Here is an 18549-nt window from a genome sequence, read left to right on the forward strand (position 1 = left end):
CGGGCCACAGCTCCACGAAACTTTCGAAACACCCACACCCGCGCAGGCCCTCCCGGTCACCGGGACCCGGCCGTGCGCCTCTCGAAGGGTTTCTGTCATGCGCAAGCCAATCAAGGCCGTGCTGATCGGCACCGCCGCCGCGGCCCTGCTCGCCCCCTGCACCATCAACGCCTTCGCCCACTCCGAGCACGGCAACGGGCCGAAGGACCCCCGGTCCACCACGCTCGGCGCCCTCGGTCGGCGGTCCGGCGTGCGCATCGGCACCGCCGTCGACATGGCGGCCCTGGCACACGACGCGCCCTACCGCGCCAAGGCCGCGAGCGAGTTCAGCTCGGTCACCCCGGAGAACGTCATGAAGTGGGAGGTCGTCGAGCCGAGCCGCGGCCGGTACGACTGGAAGGAGGCCGACAAGCTGGTCGACTTCGCCCGCGCCAACGGCCAGCTGGTGCGTGGCCACACCCTGCTCTGGCACAACCAGCTGCCCTCCTGGCTCACCACCGGCGACTTCACCGCCGACGAACTGCGCGCCATCCTCCGCAAGCACATCACCGACGAGGCCCGCCACTTCAAGGGCCGCATCTGGCAGTGGGACGTCGTCAACGAGGCGTTCGACGACGACGGCACCCTGCGCGACTCGATCTGGCTCCGGAAGCTGGGCCCCGGCTACATCGCGGACGCCTTCCGCTGGGCCCACGCGGCCGACCCCAAGGCGAAGCTCTTCATCAACGACTACAACACCGAGGGCGTCAACGCGAAGAGCACCGCCCTCTACGACCTCGTCGTCGAACTGCGCAAGCAGCACGTACCGATCGACGGCGTCGGCATCCAGGGCCACCTGTCCGTCCAGTACAACGCGCCCCACGACATCGCCGAGAACATGAACCGGTTCGACGCGCTCGGCCTGGAGACCGCGATCACCGAGGCCGACGTCCGCGTACCGATGCCCTCCGACAGCACCGAGCAGGAGGCGCAGGCCGAGGGGTACGACGTACTGCTGCGCGGCTGCCTGCTCACCCGCAAGTGCACCGACTTCACGGTCTGGGGCTTCACCGACAAGTACTCCTGGGTGCCCGACACCTTCGAGGGCGAGGGCGCGGCCAACCTCTACGACGAGAACTACGAGGCCAAGCCCGCCTACAGCGCCCTGCGCGACGACCTGCTGCTCGCCGCCGGCCGCGACTGAGCACCGGGAAGGAGAGCAGCATGGACAGCGACACCCCCGGCGCCCCCGGGCGGACGAGCCGCAGGGCGGTCCTCGGTCTCGGCCTCGGACTCACCGCACTCACCGCCACCCCCCTCGGTTCCCTCGTCGGACTGACCGGCGAGGCGTCCGCCACCGGGCACGGTCCCGCGCCCCGGCCCACCGACCCCGGCGCCTACATCTCGTTCACCGCACAGCGCGGCAGCTTCCCGCTGGTCAGGCACGGACGCGCCACCCCGGTCCTGGTCAGCGACCGCGACTGGCCGGGCGTCGTCAGGGCCGCCGGGGACCTCCGCGACGACATCGCGCGCGTCACCGGAGTCCGCCCCGCCCTCTCGCACGGGGCGGTGCCCGACGCCCGCGAGATCACCATCGTCGGCACCGTGGGCCGCAGCCCCCTGATCGACCGGCTGGTCGCCGAGGGCCGGCTCGACGTCTCCTCGATCCGGGGCAGGTGGGAGACCAGCCTCCAGACCGTCGTCGACCACCCGCTGCCCGGCGTCGAGCGCGCACTCGTCATCGCCGGCAGCGACCAGCGCGGGACCATCTTCGGCGCGTACGACGTCTCGCGCGGCATCGGCGTCTCGCCCTGGTACTGGTGGGACGACGTCACCCCCGTACACCGCGACGAGATCCACGTAAGGCCCGGACTCCACACCCAGGGCACCCCGGCCGTGAAGTACCGGGGGTTCTTCATCAACGACGAGAACCCGGCCCTCGGCACCTGGGCGCCCGCCTACTTCGGCCCCGGCAAGGCGCCCGGCTTCGAGGGCGGCTTCAACGCGGACTTCTACGCCCGCGTCTTCGAGGTCATGCTCCGGCTCAAGGCCAACTACCTGTGGCCGGCCGTCTGGGGCCGCGCCTTCGCCGAGGACGACCCGCTCAACCACGCCACCGCCAAGGCGTACGGCGTCGTCATGGGCACCTCGCACGAAGCACCCATGATGCGCGGCATCGAGGAGTGGAACCGGCATGCCGTCGCCGCCGTCCGCGACGCCGAGGGCACCATCACCACCCCCGGCCACGACCCCTACGGCGGCACCGGCGAGTGGTCGTTCCGCCGCAACGCCGAAGCGCTCAAGGCGTACTGGGCGGACGGCATCCGCCGGATGAAGGACGAGGACTTCGAGGGCGTCGTCACCCTCGGCATGCGCGGCAACGGCGACGTCAGCCTCCCCGACGGGGACGGCATCGAGCTGATGACCGAGATCATCGCCACCCAGCGGCAGATCCTCGCCGAGGTCTCCGGCAGGGACGTCACCACGATCCCGCAGGTCTGGACCCTCTACAAGGAGGTTCAGCGCTACTGGGACCGGGGCCTGCGCGTCCCCGACGACGTCACCGTGGTCCTCACCGACGACAACTGGGCCAACATCCGCAAGCTCCCCGACCCGGCCGAGGCGCCGAGGGAGGGGGGCTACGGGCTGTACTACCACTTCGACTACGTCGGCGTCGGCCGCAACTACAAGTGGGTCGACACCACGTCCCTCCCCAACATGTGGGACCAGCTCCACCAGTGCCACGCCTACGGCAACCACGGACTGTGGGTCACCAACGTCGGCGACCTCAAGGGCAACGAACTGCCCACGCAGTTCTTCCTGGAGTACGCCTGGGACCCGGAGCGCTGGACCCTGGACCGGCTGCCGGAGTGGGAGGAGACGTACGCCCGGCAGAACTTCGGCGAGAAGCAGGCCGCCGGGATCGCCTCCGTCCTGCGCGATTACGCCCGGCTCCAGGCCCGCCGCAAGCCCGAGCTGCTCAACCGCCGGATCACCCTCGACCCGGCCAAGGACCCCGCGACCGACGGCTCGGCCGTGGTCTACGACGACCAGGCATCCCCCTTCGGCCTCGTCCACTACCGCGAGCTGGAGCGCGTCACCGAGGAGTGGCGCCTGCTCGGTGACCGCGCCCGGCGGCTCGGGCGCCGGCTACCGGCCTCCGCCCAGGACGCCTGGTACGAACTCGTCGGCTACGAGGTCGAGGCCACCGCCAACCTGTACGCGCTGCGCGAGGCGGAGTTCACCAACATCCATTACGCGGCCCAGGGCCGGGCCCTCACCAACGAGCTGGCGGCCACCGCGGAGGCGCGGCTCGCCGACGACTTCGCGCTGGCCGACCGCTTCAACAGCAAGATCGCCGGCGGCAAGTGGCGGGGCTTCCAGACCCAGCCGCACATCGACTACGGAGACGTCGGGCGTTACGGGCCCAACGCCCCCTGGCAGCAGCCCGAGATCGACAACGTGGCCATCAAGGACGTGCTCTTCCCGGCCGTCCGGCGCATCGAGCTGCCCGCACGGGCCGCGATGGGCGTCGCCGTGGACGGCTCCACGGCCTGGTGGCCGCACGAGACCGCGCCCGCCATGCTCCCGGTGTTCAGCCCGTACCAGACCCGGCCCGCGCAGTACGTCGAGGTGTTCAACCGGGGCCGCGCCCCGTTCGACTACCGGGTGCGGACCGGAGCGTCCTGGCTGACCGCCGACCGGGTACGCGGCCGCGTCACCACGCAGGACCGGATCACCCTGCGCGTCGACTGGGACCGGGCGCCCAAGGGCGTCACCCGTGTCCCGGTCACCGTCACCGGACCCGACGGAGCGGAGGTGACCGTCACGGCGGTGGCCGACCGCCCGGCGCTCTCCCGGTTCCGGCTCGGCGGGTTCGTGGAGGCAGGCGGCCATGTGTCCATCGCCGCCGACCACTACCACCGTGCGGTCGGCGGCGGGGGCGTCACCTGGCAGCGCATCCCGGACATCGGACGGACCGGGGCAGGGATGGAGCCCTTCCCCGTCACCGCCGCCCGCCGGACGCCCGGCGGCCGCAGCCCGCGCCTGGAGTACCGGGTCAGCCTCTTCACCACCGGGCCCGTCACCGTGTACGCGTACCTCTCGCCACGGAACAACGCGCTGACGGCCGACGGGCTGACCTACGCCGTCTCCTTCGACGACGACGCCCCCCAGCGGGTGAACGTCACGAAGGTCACGGGGGCCGACGACGGGACCATGAACACCCAGTGGGCCCGGCACACCTCCGACAACGTGAACATCACCGGCACGGTCCACCGCATCGCCGCCCCCGGGGTGCATGTGCTGAAATTCTGGATGGTCGACCCGACGGTGGTCCTCCAGAACCTGGTGATCGACACCGGCGGCCTCGAACCCAGCTACCTGGGCCCGCCGGAAAGCCTCCGGCTGGACTGAGCCCGGGGCGCGGAACGTACACGGGAAGGTGCGCAGCGATGACGGACGAGCACGCGGACAGCGGAATCCTGGAGATCGCCCCCGCCGGGGCGGAGGTCGGGATCACCGTCGCCATCCCGTCCGGCGCGCACACCTTCCTGTGCACCCCCGCCCGCGCCCGGGAACTGGCGGCCGCCCTCGGCTTCGCGGCCGACGAGGCCGAGAGCGGGCCGGCCCACCACGTCACCGTCCGGGCGGACGAACTGCACCGGGGTGATGTGCGCGACGGCGACCGCGCCATGACCGTCGAGGCCATCCGCGTCGAAGGGGGCACCGCCCATGTCACCTGGGCTTCCGGGGCCGGACGCAGCTGGAACCAGCTGTACGACGCGGACGCCTCCATCCCGCTCCGGCGGCGGGGGCGGCTGCCGGGGGCGTGAGCGTTCGCGCGGTGCCCGGCGGCGGGCGCACCCTGGAGGGGAGACCTTCCGGAGGTGACCGCCATGACCCGAACCGCTGTCGGATGGCACATCGAGCTCGAATTCGAGGAGGACACCCACCGCACCCGCGCGGCCGCCCTGGTGCGGCTCTCCGACGGACAGGAGGTCCGCGCCCACGGCTACGCGAGCCGCCACCCCTCCGACGCCGAGCAGCCCCGGGTGGGGGAGGAGATCGCCGGAGCCCGCGCCCTCAACGAACTGGCGATGAAGCTCCTGACCAAGGCGCACGACGAGATAGACGACGCGGCCGGCCGCAGCTCGTACCCGCTGAGGCCCCGCTGACCGGGCACCGCGAAACCGCGAACCGCTTGTACGAGAGCGGTCGTAATTTGACGGGCGTCGTACTACGGGATGTATCGTACTAGCGATCCTTCCGTACCCGGCGAAACGGAGTCCGTCGTGAGTGCCCTTTTCGAGCCCTGCACCCTCAGGTCGCTTGTCGTGCCCAACCGGGTGTGGATGGCGCCGATGTGCCAGTACAGCGCCGCGGTGGAGGGCCCGGAGACGGGCGTGCCGAACGACTGGCACTTCGCCCACCTGGCCGCCCGCGCCACCGGCGGCACCGGCCTGATCCTCACCGAGGCCACGGCCGTGAGCCCCGAGGGCCGCATCAGCCCGGCCGACCTCGGCATCTGGAACGACACCCAGGCCGAGGCGTTCCGCCGGATCACCGAGTTCGTCAAGGCGCACGGCTCGGTGGCGGGCATCCAGCTCGCCCACGCGGGACGCAAGGCGTCGACCGCCGCGCCCTGGACCGGCGGGCGCCCGGTCGGCCCCGAGGCGCACGGCTGGACCCCGGTCGGCCCCAGCCCGCTGCCCTTCGACGAGGGCTACCCGGTCCCGCACGAGCTGACCGCCGACGAGATCGCGGGCGTCGTGGACGACTTCCGGCAGGCCGCCCGCCGGGCCCTCGACGCGGGCTTCCAGGTCGCCGAGGTGCACGGCGCCCACGGCTATCTCATCGGCCAGTTCCTCTCCCCGCACAGCAACCACCGCACCGACGAGTACGGCGGCAGCTTCGAGAACCGCGTGCGCCTCGCCCTCCAGGTGGTCGACGCGGTGCGCGAGGTGTGGCCCGAGGACCTGCCGGTCTTCTTCCGCGTCTCCGCGACGGACTGGCTCACGGAGAACCCCGAGGACGAGCGCGAGGGCTGGACGGCCGACGAGACCGTGCGGCTCGCGGCCCTCCTGCGCGACCACGGCGTGGACCTGCTCGACGTCTCCACCGGCGGCAACGCGCCCCGCGCCCGGATCGCCACCGGTCCCGGCTACCAGGTGCCCTTCGCCGAGCGCGTGAAGCGGGAGACCTCGCTGCCCGTGGCGGCGGTCGGTCTCATCACGGACCCGCAGCACGCCGAGAAGATCCTCACCGAGGGCCGCGCGGACGCCGTCCTCCTCGGGCGCGAACTGCTGCGCAACCCCTCGTGGGCGCGGGAGGCCGCCCGTGCGCTGAACGGCTCCGTGCATGCCCCGACCCCGTACGGCTACGCCATCTGACCCATCCTCAGGGGCTTCCCTTTCGCCCCCGACCGCCCCCTTCGCACCCAAGGTGTGCGAAGGGGGCGGTCTGCGTGCACCCGCAGCCCGGCTCGCACCGGGCGCGCTTTCTATCGTTGAAAAATCCTCGCGCACGACTGTTGTTTTGCGTTTGATGCTGTGGCTCAATGTTCGATTGTGTGCTGTGCCTCACAGGTTCGAGGCACTTCAGCTCTCTCGACAGGACGACGCCTTGAGACCACAAACGCCCCACCCTCGCGCGCTGTTCAGGACCGCGGCCTGCGCTGCCGCACTGCTGATTCCCCTCGGTGCCACGCTGGTCCCGGCTGCCGCTGCCGCCCCCGCGAGCGCCGCATCGACCACGTTCAAGGCCGGAAACCCGGCCACCGAGGTCCACGGGCTGAAGGGCGAGTACTTCAGCATGTCCGCGCCCGGCGCGCGGGACTTCGACAAGCTCGGCGGAGTCGCCCTCGACCCGAACATCAACTTCCCCGGTCTCACCGGCACGTTCGAGTCGACCACCGGCCAGACCGAGAACACGACGGCCCGCTGGACCGGCTTCCTCACCGCCCCCGAGGACGGTGACTACACCTTCTCCGCCAGTGGCGACAACGGCTTCCGGCTGTTCATCGACGGCAAGGCCGTCATCGACCACTGGGAGCCCGACTGGGACAACGAGCAGACCAGCAAGCCGATATCGCTCAAGGCCGGCGAGGCGCACGAGTTCAAGCTGGAGATGTTCCAGGACACCGGCGGCGCCAACATGTTCCTGCGCTGGTCCAGCGCGAAGCTGGCCAAGCAGGTCGTCCCGGAGTCCGCCTTCACCCCGCCCGCCGACTTCGAGGTTTACCCGGTCGGGCTGAGCGTCCCGGACAACGGCACGGAGCTCCACGCCGTCTTCGACGACAAGGTCAGCGACTACGCGGACCTGAAGAACCACCTCACCGTCGAGGCCGACACCACCCCGATGCCGGTCAAGTCCGTCAGCGTCCGCGGTGGCAAGGAAGTCGTCGTCAAGCTGGACGCGGCCGTCCTCAAGGGCCAGCGCGTCACGATCGCGTACGACGGCAAGGGCGGCCTGAAGGCGGGCGGCGAGACCGTCCCCGAGATCAACCGCACGGCCACCAACAACTCCACGCACCGTCTCACCACCAAGTGGGGCGACAAGGTCGACCGCGACCACCCGCTGCCCGAGTACCCCCGGCCGCAGCAGGTGCGCGACAAGTGGAAGAACCTCAACGGCCAGTGGGAGTTCGCCGGGGCCAAGGCGGGCGAGAAGCCCGTCTTCGGCAAGAAGCTCGGTGAGCGCATCACCGTGCCGTATCCGGTCGAGTCGCAGCTATCCGGTCTTGAGCGCCACGAAGACCACATGTTCTACCGCAAGCTCGTCACCGTCCCGCAGAACTGGGCCGTCAAGGCGGACAAGCACGGCAAGAGCAACCGGCTGAAGCTCAACTTCGGCGCCGTCGACTACCAGGCCACCGTCTGGGTCAACGGCAAGAAGGTCGCCGAGCACACCGGCGGCTACACCGCCTTCACCGCCGACATCACCGACGCGATCAAGGGCAGCGGCCCGCAGGAGATCGTCGTCGGGGTCACCGACACCACCGGCCCCGACCAGCCCACCGGCAAGCAGTCGGCCAATCCGGGCGGCATCTTCTACACCGCCTCCTCCGGTATCTGGCAGACCGTCTGGATGGAGCCCGTCGCCCCGGCGGCGGTCGACTCCCTGACGACCACCCCGGACATCGACAAGGGCAACCTCGCCCTGACGGTCAACTCCGAGGACGCCTCGAAGTCCGCGACGGTCACCGCCGTCGCCCGTGACAAGAAGGGCAAGGTCGTCGGCAGGATCAGCGGCCCGGCCAACCGCGAGCTGAGCCTCCCGGTCGCCAAGCAGCACCTGTGGTCGCCCGACGACCCCTACCTGTACGACCTGGAGGTCACCCTCAAGGACGGCAGCTCCAAGGACACCGTCGACAGCTACTTCGGCATGCGTTCCGTCGGCATCGCCAACGTCGGCGGCTACCAGAAGATCGTCCTCAACGGGAAGCCGTTCTTCTCGCTCGCCCAGCTCGACCAGGGCTTCTACCCGGACGGCCTCAACACCGCGCCCAGTGACGACGCGCTCGTCTTCGACCTGAAGGCGCAGAAGGACCTCGGCTTCAACTCCGTGCGCAAGCACATCAAGGTCGAGCCCGCCCGCTGGTACTACCACGCCGACCAGCTCGGTCTGTTCGTGTGGCAGGACTTCGTCTCCGGCAACCTCACCAACGAGAAGGGCCACCAGGCCTTCATCGACCAGGGCGCCGAGGAGATGGAGCAGCTCCACAACTACCCCTCGATCGGCTCCTGGATCGTCTTCAACGAAGGCTGGGGCGAATGGGACCGCACCGAGACCGGCAAGATCACCCAGAAGGTCCAGGCCGCCGACCCCTCCCGCATCGTCAACGCCCACAGCGGTGTCAACTGCTGCAACTCCAAGGGTGACTCGGGCAAGGGCGACATCATCGACCACCACGACTACAACAACACCGACCCGGCCTTCCCGGACGCGACCCGCGCCGCGATGGACGGCGAGCACGGCGGCTTCACCCTGCGGATGCCCGGCCACATGTGGCCCGGTGCGCCCACCGCGATCTACAGCGGTGTCGCCGACAAGGCCGCGCTGACCGCCAAGTACGTCGAGAACACCCGCAAGTACTACCTGGAAGCGGCCGGCGCCGAACTCTCCGGCTCCATCTACACCCAGGTGACCGACCTGGAGAACGAGCTCAACGGCCTCTGGACGTACGACCGCCGCGAGATCAAGGTGGACGCCGCCCAGGTCCGCAAGATCAACCAGGAGGTCATCGCGGCCGGCGCCGCGGCGGGCACCCGCACCCCCGTCAAGGGCGGCGGCTCCTGGTCGCTGGACGAGAACAAGGGCACCGAGGCCGCCGACAGCGGCCCGAACCACAAGGACCTCACCCTCTCCGAGGGCACGTCCTGGACCACCGGCGTGCACGGCTCGGCGCTGAAGTTCAACGGTGAGGGCCAGTACGCGGAGACCAACGGCCCGGTCGTCGACACCACCGGCGACTACACCGTCTCGGCCTGGGCCTCCCTGGACGCCCTCCCCGGCAACTACGGCACCGTCGTCAGCCAGGACGGCCGGCGCCAGGAGAACCCGTTCTACCTCCAGTACGGCCAGGGCGCGTTCGCCTTCTCCACCCCCGGCGCCCACCGCGCCCGGGCGGAGATGACCCCGGAGCTCGGCCACTGGTACCACCTGGTCGGCGTCCGCAGCGGTGACCAGATCAAGCTGTACGTGGACGGCAAGCTCGCCTCCACCGCCCCGGCCGGACCGGCCGACGTCAGCAGCGGCGCCCTGTCCGTGGGCCGCGCCAAGTGGTCGGGCAACAACACCGACTTCTGGAACGGCTCCGTGGACCAGGTCCAGGTGTTCGACAAGGCGCTCACCGACCAGGAGGTGGCCGCGCTCCACGACGGCGGGAAGGCGTAACACCCCGCACCCCAGGACCGCTCCCGGCGGTGCGCGGCCCGAGCCCGCACCGCCGGGAGCCTCCGGCTGCCCGGAGAAGACCCCTCACGCCCCGCTGCTCTCCCGCACCAGCAGCTGGTGCGGCACCACGATCCGGCGCGCCGCCAGCCCCGACAGCCGCCCGAGGACCCGCTCGCTCAGACACTGCACCGCCCGCTCGGCGAGCTGCGCCAGGTCGGGCGAGACCGTGGTCAGCGACGGCGTGGCGAACCGCCCGTCCTCGATGTCGTCGAAGCCCGCCAGCGCGAGGTCCTCGGGCACCCGCACCCCCAGCTCACCGGCCGCCCGCAGCGCCCCCAGGGCCAGTTCGTCGCTGAAGCAGAACACCGCGTCCGGGCGCTCCGGCAGATCCAGCAGCGCACGCAGGGCCCGCGCCCCCTCCGTCCGGTGCAGGTCCGCCACCTCCACCTCGGCGACCGGGCTGAGCCCCGCCTCCGCGAGCCCCTGCCGGAAGCCCTCCGCCCGCAGCTCGGCCGTGCCGTGCCCCAGCGCGGACTGGAGCCCGATCGCGGCGACCCGCCGGCGGCCCGTCGCCACCAGATGCCGGGCCGCGTCCCGGGCCGCCGCCACGTTGTCCAGCGCCACATGGTCGATGGACCCGTGCGGATCGAGCTCACCGAGGACGACGAGCGGCAGTCCGCCCGCGAGCGCGGCCAGTTCGGCGGGGGGCGCCGACCACGGACTGATGATCATCCCGTCCACCCGGTGCCCCTCGGAGCCGTCCAGCAGCCGCCGCTCCAGGTCCGCCCGGCCCCCCGTGCGCTCCACGAGCACCGTCCAGCCGCGCTCCTGGGCGGCGTCGATGAGGAGCCCCGTCAGCGCGCCGAAGTAGGGGGAGTGGATCTCCGGGACGGCCACCCCGACGATCCCCGTGCGGCCCTGGCGGAGGTTGCGGGCGGCGAGGTTGGGCCGGTAGCCCAGCTCCGCCACCGCGGCGAGCACCCGGGCCCGGGTGTCCGGGGCCACGGCCGCCGCGTTGCTCACCACGTTGGAGACGGTCCTGACGGACACACCGGCGAGCGCGGCCACGTCCTTGAGTCTCGCTGCCACCTTCGGTGCTCCTGCTCTCTGCCGGGGGCTGTGCGCAGTGACCGTAACAGGTGGCGCGAGGTCGGCCCGTACAGACTCTTGCCACGTTGGTTGCAACGTTGCAATATGAGGGTGCTCCGAACGAAGGAAGGACCTTGTCATGACCGAGACCGCGACCACCACCGCCCCTTTCCCGCCCGCCGAGGACGCGGTGCGCGACCTGTACGGCCCCGGGATCACCGCCTGCCGCGGGGCGTTCGGCCCGGAGTGGGCGGACCGGATGCGCGAGGACATCGAGGCGGCCTTCGCCGAGGCGCGCGGCCGGGAGGGCGGCGCGGTCGGCCGCGGTCCGCACCGTTATTACGTGGAGATCCACCCGGAACAGTTGCGGGGGTTCGTGGACCTGGTCGACCACCCCTGGGTGCGCGCGGTGAGCGAGGCGGTCCTCGGCCCCGACTACCGGATCGTGGAGCTGGGCTTCGACGTGCCGCTGGCCGGGGCGGTGAACCAGCCCTGGCACCGCGACTTCCCGATGCCGGAGGAGACCCGCCGCGACCGCCGGCTCACCTCGCTGGCGTTCAACCTCACGGCCGTGGACACCCGGGAGGACATGGGCCCGTTCGAGATCGCGCCCGGCACCCAGTGGGACGACGACGCCCGCTTCGGGCACGCGATGTTCCCGCGCCGCGAGGACTACCCGCGCTACGAGGCCCTGGCCGAGCGGAAGTTCCCGCAGCGGGGCGACATCTCGGCGCGCTCGGCCCTGACCGTCCACCGGGGCACGGCCAACCACTCGCAGGACCCGCGCCCGGTCCTGGTGCTCGGGGTGGACGCCCCGGGCGCGGGGAACGACGGCCACCACGACATGGCGGTCACCCGGGACTTTTGGGAGTCGCTGCCCGAGCGGGTCCGGGCGCACCTGGGCTGCCCGGTGGTCGACCGCCTCGCGCCCATCGTGCAGAAGCACACCATCGAGGGCCTGGTGATGGGCGACGCATGACGGAGCCGGGGCCCGGCGGAAGTGCCGCCGGGCCCCGGACACGCGTGTCACCTCATCTCAGGGTGCCCAGGGCGCCTCCACCGCCCAGGTGGTGTCCTCGGTGAACGTGGCCGGGTTGTCCCAGTCGTGTCCGCCGCCCGGAGTGGCCAGCCACACCTCCGACTTGATGTGCCGCAGATAGCTGCCCGGCAGGTTCGCGCTGGTCAGCCGCACACCGCCGTTGCCGGCGACCGCGCACCAGGTGGCGTCCGCCTTGTAGAGCGCGGAGCCGTCGTTCGCCTCGCGGCGGACCCGGAAGTCCCGGTGGCGCAGGTACTCGCCGGGGTAGTTGCGCGACTCGAACGAGTAGCAGTTGCCGTTCGCCAGGCCCGGCACGATCTTCCAGGTGGCGTCGTTCTTCAGCAGCGCGCTGCTGTTGCCGTCGACCACCTCGGTGAAGGCCAGCGAGTCCTGGTGGCGCAGGTACTTGTTGGTGTAGCCGGGCGTGGTGACCCGCAGGGACTTGTAGCCCCCGGTGGGCAGGGTCACCGGCGGGGCCGGGTTCTTCGAGGCGTTGATGAGGGCCTGGTTCGCCGCCCGCACCCGGGCCGTGTCCACCTTGACGACCTGGCGGTCGTAGGTGAGCAGCCCGTTGGCCTCGTTCTCCACATCGGTGATCTCGGTGTATACCGAGGCGGAGAGGCCCGCCGGGAGCTGGCCGATCCGGATGCCGTCGATCAGTCCGACGAACCGGTCGTTCAGCGCGGCGATGCTCGGCTGGTCCTCGTAACTGAAGCCGCCGCCGGGGAACCACTCGTGCCCGGGGACCTTGTAGCCGAGGCCGCCGAACTCACCGAGGACGGCCGCGCGGGTCGCGGTGGGCGCGGTGTTGCCGGGGCCCACGTAGATGTGGTTGTCGACCACGTCACCGTTGCCGCCGTCCACCGAGCCGCAGCAGTTGACCCCGCTCATGTTGTCGACCAGCCGGGTCGGGTCGTACGCCTTGACCTCGTTCGCGATCCTGGCCTGGTCGTACTGTCCCCAGCCCTCGTTCTGGTCGACCCACATGACCAGTGACGGGGAGCTGCGGTGCTGGTCGATGATCGCGTGGAACTCGGCCTCCCACTGGGTGCGGGCCGCCGAACTCGGGGACTTTCCGGTGTCCATGGCCGGCATGTCCTGCCAGACCAGGAGCCCCAGCTTGTCCGCCCAGTAGAACCAGCGCTGCGGTTCGACCTTGATGTGCTTGCGGACCATGTTGAACCCGAGGTCCTTGTGGGCCTGGAGGTCCGACTTCAGGGCGGCGTCGGTCGGCGCGGTGTAGATGCCGTCCGGCCAGTAGCCCTGGTCCAGGGTGCCCGTCTGGAAGACGAACTTCCCGTTCAGCACCGGCCGCAGGACGTTGTCGACCTTCGCGATCGCGATCGAGCGCATACCGGTGTAGCTGCCGACCGAGTCCGTCACCGCCGAACCGTCGAGCAGTTCCGCCTTGACGTCGTAGAGGAACGGGTCGTCCGGGGTCCACAGGTGCGTGTTCGGCACCGGTACGGAGACCGTGGAGCCGACCGCGCCGCCGGCCGTGCCGACCACGGTGCCGCCGCTGGAGACGGTGACCCTGGCCGTACGCCCGGAGGCCCCGTCGGCCTGAACCTTCACCCGCAGGGTGCTGTCGCCCAGGCTCGGCGTCATGTCCAGCCGGGTGATGTGCGCGGCGGCCACCGGTTCCAGCCACACCGTCTGCCAGATGCCGGAGGCGGCGGTGTAGAAGATCCCGCCCCCGCTGTGCGGCTGCACATCATTGATGCGCTGCTTGCCGACCGCCTGGCCGCCGGTCTGCGTCGGGTCGTAGACGGACACGACGATCGTGTTCGTACCGCCGTTGAGCTGCGGCGTGATGTCGTACGAGAACGAGTCGTAGCCGCCCTTGTGCGCGCCCACCTGGGTGCCGTTGACCCAGACCGTGGTCTGCCAGTCCGACGCGCCGAAGTTGAGCACGGTGCGGCGGCCGTTCCAGTTGGACGGCACGGTGAAGGTGCGCTTGTACCAGAGCTTGTCGTTCTCGGTGACCTTGCGCTGGATGCCCGAGAGCGCGGACTCGGCGACGAACGGCACCCGGATCTGGTCCGGCCACGACGACGGCTGCCCGGCGTCCCGGCCGGTCACCGCGAAGTCCCAGATGCCGTTGAGGTTGGCCCAGTCGGATCGGGTCAGCTGCGGGCGCGGGTACTCCGGCAGCGGCTTGTCGACCGGGACCTGGCTGGTCCAGGGCGTCGTCATCGGCGGCGTCTTGGGCGACCAGGACGCGGCACCGGCCGGCGAGGCGCCGACCCCCACGAGCGCGGAGGACACCAGCGCCAGCAGGCCGGTCGTCGCGATCGCCCGTCTCCACCACGGCTTTCGGCCGGGTACGCGTAAACGGCTCACAGGTTCGTCTCCTTGATTCGGTTCGGCCCCCGGGGGACGGGAGCGGTATGGGGGAGGGCGCGGGGCGCCCGGGAATCAGACGAGCTGCCAGAGGTGGTCGTCGGTGCCGTTGTCGTCGTACTGCACGACATGGGCGCTGTCGGCGGTGGACATGGTGTCGACGCCGAGGACCTTGCCGGAGTGGCGGTTGCGGATGCGGTACCAGCCGCCGCCGTCCGGGACGAGCTGCCAGAGGTGGTCGTCGGTGCCGTTGTCGTCGAACTGGACGACATGGGCGCTGTTGTCCATCGACATGTTGTCGACGCCGAGCACCTTGCCCGAGTGATGGTTGCGGATCCGGTACCAGCCGTCACCCTCCGCGACCAGCCGCCAGTCGTGGTCGTCGGTGCCCGTGTCCCCGAACTGCACGACATGGGCGCTGTTGGCGGTGGACATGGTGTCGACGCCGAGGACCTTGCCGGAGTGGCGGTTGCGGATGCGGTACCAGCGGTCCGCGAGCCACGGCTGCGCGCCCGGGTCCGCGGTCGGGAACGAGGTGATGCGCAGCCGGGCCGCCCCCATAGGTACGAGGGTGACCTCCTCCACCGGCTCGGTGCTGCGGGCCGGCGAGTCCTGGAGCGGGGCCACCACGTGCTCGTCGTCGGCCGTCCACTCCGGGATGCGGCGCGCCTTCGCGGTGATGGACAGCGGGGTGCCGTCCAGCGTGAAGGGGTTGCCGGCCTTCACCCGGCGCGCGCTGTGGTGGCGCAGGGAGGCGGCGGGCTTCTTCGCGTCCAGGACGAGGCCGTAGTTCCACGGGCCGGTCGCGTGGACCGCGTACTCGGGGAACTGGTCGCTGCCGCCGATGCGCTCGTACGTCTCGCCGACGCGCAGCGAGTACGTGAGCGGGCCGTGGTCCACGCTGACGGAGCCCCGGTTGTCCGTCCAGGTGCGTACGGTGGTGCGCTGCGGGAAGCGCAGGGTGACCCGGTCCCCGTCGGCCCAGGTGCGGTCGACGCGGGTGAAGGCGGGTCCGGCCGGGGCGTCCACGCGCCGCCCGTTCACCGCGATCTCGGGGGCGTCGCACCAGGCCGGGACGCGCAGCACCAGCGGGAAGGCCAGCCGCTTCGGGGCCTTCAGGGTGAGCGTGACCGTGTCCGTGAAGGGGTAGTCCGTCTCCTCGGTGAACGTGACCTCGGTGCCGTCGGCGACCTTGGCTGTCACCTCGCAGGCGGCGTACATCGCGGCGGCGAGCCCGCCGTCGGGGGTGGCGAGCCACAGCTCCTCGGTGAAGTACGGCCAGCCCATGCCGTAGTTGTGCGGGCAGCAGCGGTACTGGTCGACGCCTGGCAGGAACGCCTGCATGGCGAACCCGTTCTGGAACTGCCGCTCGGACTTCGGCACGTTGTCCAGGTCCACGCTGTTGGCGCTGGTGATGTAGTGGATCGCCTTCCCCGAGGGGTCGAGCGAGGCGGGCAGCGAGTTGAACGCCAGCTCCTCGCAGCGGTCGGCCCACAGCGGGTCGCCGGTGATCCGGGTCAGCAGCTGGTGGCTGGCCATGAACTCGACGATCCCGCAGGTCTCGAAGCCCTGCCGGGGGTCGCCGTGCCCGGGTCGCGCGTTCTCGTCCCCGGCGAAACCGCCGCCGGGGAACTGCCCGTACTGGTCCATCGCCTTGCCGTACGTCCCGTAGGTGTCCCGGGTGTCCTGCGCCGAGCCGCTGCGCAGCGCGTACTGGGCGGGCTCGCGGAAGCCCTGGGCGATGTTCACGTTGTGCGGGTTGACCAGATTGTCGCCCCAGTCGGCACCGTACGTGTGGATCTTGTCCGCGAGGTCCAGCAGGAAGGTGTCGCCGGTGCGGTTGAACAGCCAGAAGACGCTGTCCAGGCCGTCGCCCCAGCGCAGCGCGATCCAGCTGGTGTTGAACGCGCCGGGGCCCTGGGCGTTCATGTACCGGAAGAACCGGCTCAGGAAGGGGATGATCCGGGTGTCCCCGGTGTACTCCTGCCAGGAGCGCAGAGCCTGCACCAGCGGCAGGAACGGCCAGAAGTCCGGGCCGCCGTTCAGCGAGGTGCGCAGCGCCTTCGGGCCGAAGAACCCGTCGGACTGCTGGGTGGCGAGGATCGCGTCGAACCAGCGGCGCACCGCCGCGAGCGCCTTCGCGTCGCCGGTGACGATCGCCAGGTCGGTGTAGCCGCGCAGCCAGTACGGGACCTCCTCCCAGCCGCCGAGGTCGGGTCGGACCCAGCCGGTGGCCGAGAAGTCGAGGAAGTGCGAGAACTCCTCGTACCGGCCGCACAATCCGTCGAGCTGGAGCTTCAGCTGTCCGGCGAGCCAGCCGCGCGCGGTGACCTTGCCGGGCGGGAGCTTCAGGAAGGCGGTGGGGTGCAGCGGCGCGGCGTTGGGGGAGTAGTGGCCGCCGTGCGCGGGCCGCACCCGGTGCTCGGCGGCGGTCGCGGTGGCGGACCAGCGGCCGGCCGCCGTGGTGGCGGCGACGGTCGCGAGCGCGGTGGTCATGAGCTGTCTGCGGTTCAGGGGCATGGGGAGGGCTCCTGCTCTGCCGGACCTGCAACTCCGGCGTGGAAATGCGCATGACAAGAAGGGTGCCGCCACGGCGCAGAGGTACGGACCGGCTGCGCGCATGGCGAAGAGCGCCTTCGCGATCCGTACGGAGGGCGCGGCACTGTTCTGCAACGTTGGAAAATGGGGTTCCGGCGGTATGACAGCACGCCGCCAGGCGGCTGTCCAGAGGTGCGACGGCAACGTCCGGGTCCGGGTGCCGGAGTCGGACGAAGTGGCTGCGACACATTTTGGAAACGCATCGACAACGCTCTTGCCGCCCGTGCCGCACCGCCTATATAACGTTGTAAACCGAGCCGCCGAGAGGCCGCGCAGGCTCTCACGACCGCAGTTTGTGCAGCTAGGGGCCGTCTCCTAGCGGGGCCGTGAGTGCAGTGACATCGGCCGCCGCGCAGCGGCCGATGCATCGTCCAGCCATGACCGACCGCACGCCCCTCGGCGTGCCGTCATCCCGCCAAGGAGCTCCCGCGCATGATGATCCAGCGTCGATCCCGTACCCTCGCCGTGGCCTGCGTCCTCGCCGCCACCGCCACGCTGGCCGTTTCCGGCTGCTCCAAGTCGGAGGGCTCGGACAACAACGCGAGCAGCGACAGCAGCCAGGCAGCGCAGGCGGCCAAGACCCCCGAGTCCTCGTCCGGTTCGGGCTGCTCGCTGCAGAGCTACGGCGCGCCGAAGCTCGACCTGAAGAACGCGGTCGTCGGCTTCTCCCAGTCGGAGAAGGAGGCCAACCCCTTCCGCATCGCCGAGACCCAGTCCATCAAGGACGAGGCGAAGAAGATCGGCGTCAAGAAGCTGCTCACCACCAACGCCCAGTCGCAGCTGTCCAAGCAGATCAGCGACATCCAGGACATGCTCGCCCAGGGCGCGCAGTTCCTCATCGTCGCCCCGCTGAACTCCGACGGCCTGGAGCCGGCCCTCAAGGCAGCCGCCGCCAAGAAGGTCCCGGTCCTCACCGTCGACCGCAAGCTCAACGCCACCGCCTGCAAGGACTACGTGGCCTTCCTGGGCTCCGACTTCGTGGAGCAGGGCAAGCGCGCCGCCGACGCGATGATCAAGGCGACCGGCGGCAAGGGCAAGGTCGCCATCCTCCTCGGTTCGTCGGGCAACAACGTCACCACCGACCGCACCAAGGGCTTCGTGGACCAGCTCAAGGCCAAGGCCCCCGACATGGAGATCGTCGCCCAGCAGACCGGTGAGTTCGCCCGCGACAAGGGCCAGCAGGTCACCGAGCAGCTGATCCAGTCCAAGCCCGGCATCACCGCCATCTACGCCGAGAACGACGAGATGGGCCTCGGCGCCGTCACCGCGGTGAAGGCCGCCGGCAAGAAGCCCGGCAAGGACATCAAGATCGTCTCCGTCGACGGCACCCGCAACGCCGTCCAGGCCATCGTCAACGGCGAGTACAACGCCGTCATCGAGTCCAACCCGCGCTTCGGCCCGCTGGCCTTCGCGACCGCCCAGAAGTTCTACGGCGGCGAGGAGATCCCCGAGAACGTCATCATCAGCGACCGCGCCTACGACGAGTCCAACGCCAAGTCCACGGTCGGCAACGCGTTCTGATCCCAGCCGGCCCCACCTGCCCGTACCGGCTCCGTCGGTTCACCGCCGCCGTGGCGCTCCCCCGTCACGGCGGCCACCGGGCC

The 18549-nt window shown here is 70.7% G+C and carries 11 protein-coding genes; 8 read left to right on the top strand and 3 right to left on the bottom strand.

Annotated features, from left to right (window positions below):
- Positions 1-97 precede the first annotated feature (97 nt).
- From ACFZAT_RS23215 to ACFZAT_RS23240, 6 genes are all read left to right on the top strand, one after another.
- Complete coding sequence (locus ACFZAT_RS23215; protein WP_391266473.1) at positions 98-1183, top strand: endo-1,4-beta-xylanase; 1086 nt, start codon at positions 98-100, stop codon at positions 1181-1183.
- A 20-nt stretch (positions 1184-1203) separates the two neighbouring features.
- Positions 1204-4395, top strand: coding sequence for a glycosyl hydrolase 115 family protein (locus tag ACFZAT_RS23220; protein WP_391266475.1), 3192 nt, complete (start codon positions 1204-1206; stop codon positions 4393-4395).
- 38 nt (positions 4396-4433) lie between these two features.
- Positions 4434-4814 carry a hypothetical protein gene (locus tag ACFZAT_RS23225; protein WP_391266477.1) on the top strand — a complete coding sequence of 127 codons (381 nt, stop codon included), beginning with the start codon at positions 4434-4436 and terminating at the stop codon, positions 4812-4814.
- Between the two features lie 63 nt (positions 4815-4877).
- Positions 4878-5156, top strand: coding sequence for a dsRBD fold-containing protein (locus tag ACFZAT_RS23230; protein WP_391266479.1), 279 nt, complete (start codon positions 4878-4880; stop codon positions 5154-5156).
- Between the two features lie 117 nt (positions 5157-5273).
- Positions 5274-6371 (top strand): tRNA-dihydrouridine synthase, encoded by a 1098-nt coding sequence (locus ACFZAT_RS23235; protein WP_391266481.1) that lies wholly within the window; start codon positions 5274-5276, stop codon positions 6369-6371.
- A gap of 232 nt (positions 6372-6603) precedes the next feature.
- Complete coding sequence (locus ACFZAT_RS23240; RefSeq protein ID WP_391266487.1) at positions 6604-9876, top strand: LamG-like jellyroll fold domain-containing protein; 3273 nt, start codon at positions 6604-6606, stop codon at positions 9874-9876.
- A gap of 84 nt (positions 9877-9960) precedes the next feature.
- Here ACFZAT_RS23240 and ACFZAT_RS23245 read toward each other — a convergent pair whose 3' ends face one another.
- A complete protein-coding gene (locus tag ACFZAT_RS23245) occupies positions 9961-10965 on the bottom strand; it encodes a substrate-binding domain-containing protein (protein ID WP_391266490.1) in 1005 nt (334 codons plus the stop codon).
- A 139-nt stretch (positions 10966-11104) separates the two neighbouring features.
- Between ACFZAT_RS23245 and ACFZAT_RS23250 the strand changes: the two genes are divergently transcribed.
- Positions 11105-11944 (top strand): phytanoyl-CoA dioxygenase family protein, encoded by an 840-nt coding sequence (locus tag ACFZAT_RS23250; RefSeq protein ID WP_391266492.1) that lies wholly within the window; start codon positions 11105-11107, stop codon positions 11942-11944.
- 57 nt (positions 11945-12001) lie between these two features.
- On the opposite strand, the gene ACFZAT_RS23255 is transcribed toward ACFZAT_RS23250, so the two are convergent.
- Together ACFZAT_RS23255 and ACFZAT_RS23260 are read right to left on the bottom strand one after the other, a co-directional pair.
- On the bottom strand, positions 12002-14272 hold the full coding sequence (locus ACFZAT_RS23255; RefSeq protein WP_391266636.1) for an AbfB domain-containing protein: 2271 nt from the start codon (positions 14270-14272) through the stop codon (positions 12002-12004).
- A gap of 150 nt (positions 14273-14422) precedes the next feature.
- Positions 14423-16867, bottom strand: coding sequence for an RICIN domain-containing protein (locus ACFZAT_RS23260; RefSeq protein ID WP_391266494.1), 2445 nt, complete (start codon positions 16865-16867; stop codon positions 14423-14425).
- 510 nt (positions 16868-17377) lie between these two features.
- On the opposite strand from ACFZAT_RS23260, the gene ACFZAT_RS23265 reads away from it, so the two are divergent.
- Positions 17378-18466: a substrate-binding domain-containing protein gene (locus ACFZAT_RS23265; protein WP_391266498.1), complete on the top strand. Its 1089-nt coding sequence runs from the start codon at positions 17378-17380 to the stop codon at positions 18464-18466.
- Positions 18467-18549: the final 83 nt, after the last annotated feature.

The organism is Streptomyces sp. NPDC008163 (assembly GCF_042956885.1).
GTDB classification, from domain to species: domain Bacteria; phylum Actinomycetota; class Actinomycetes; order Streptomycetales; family Streptomycetaceae; genus Streptomyces; species Streptomyces drozdowiczii_A.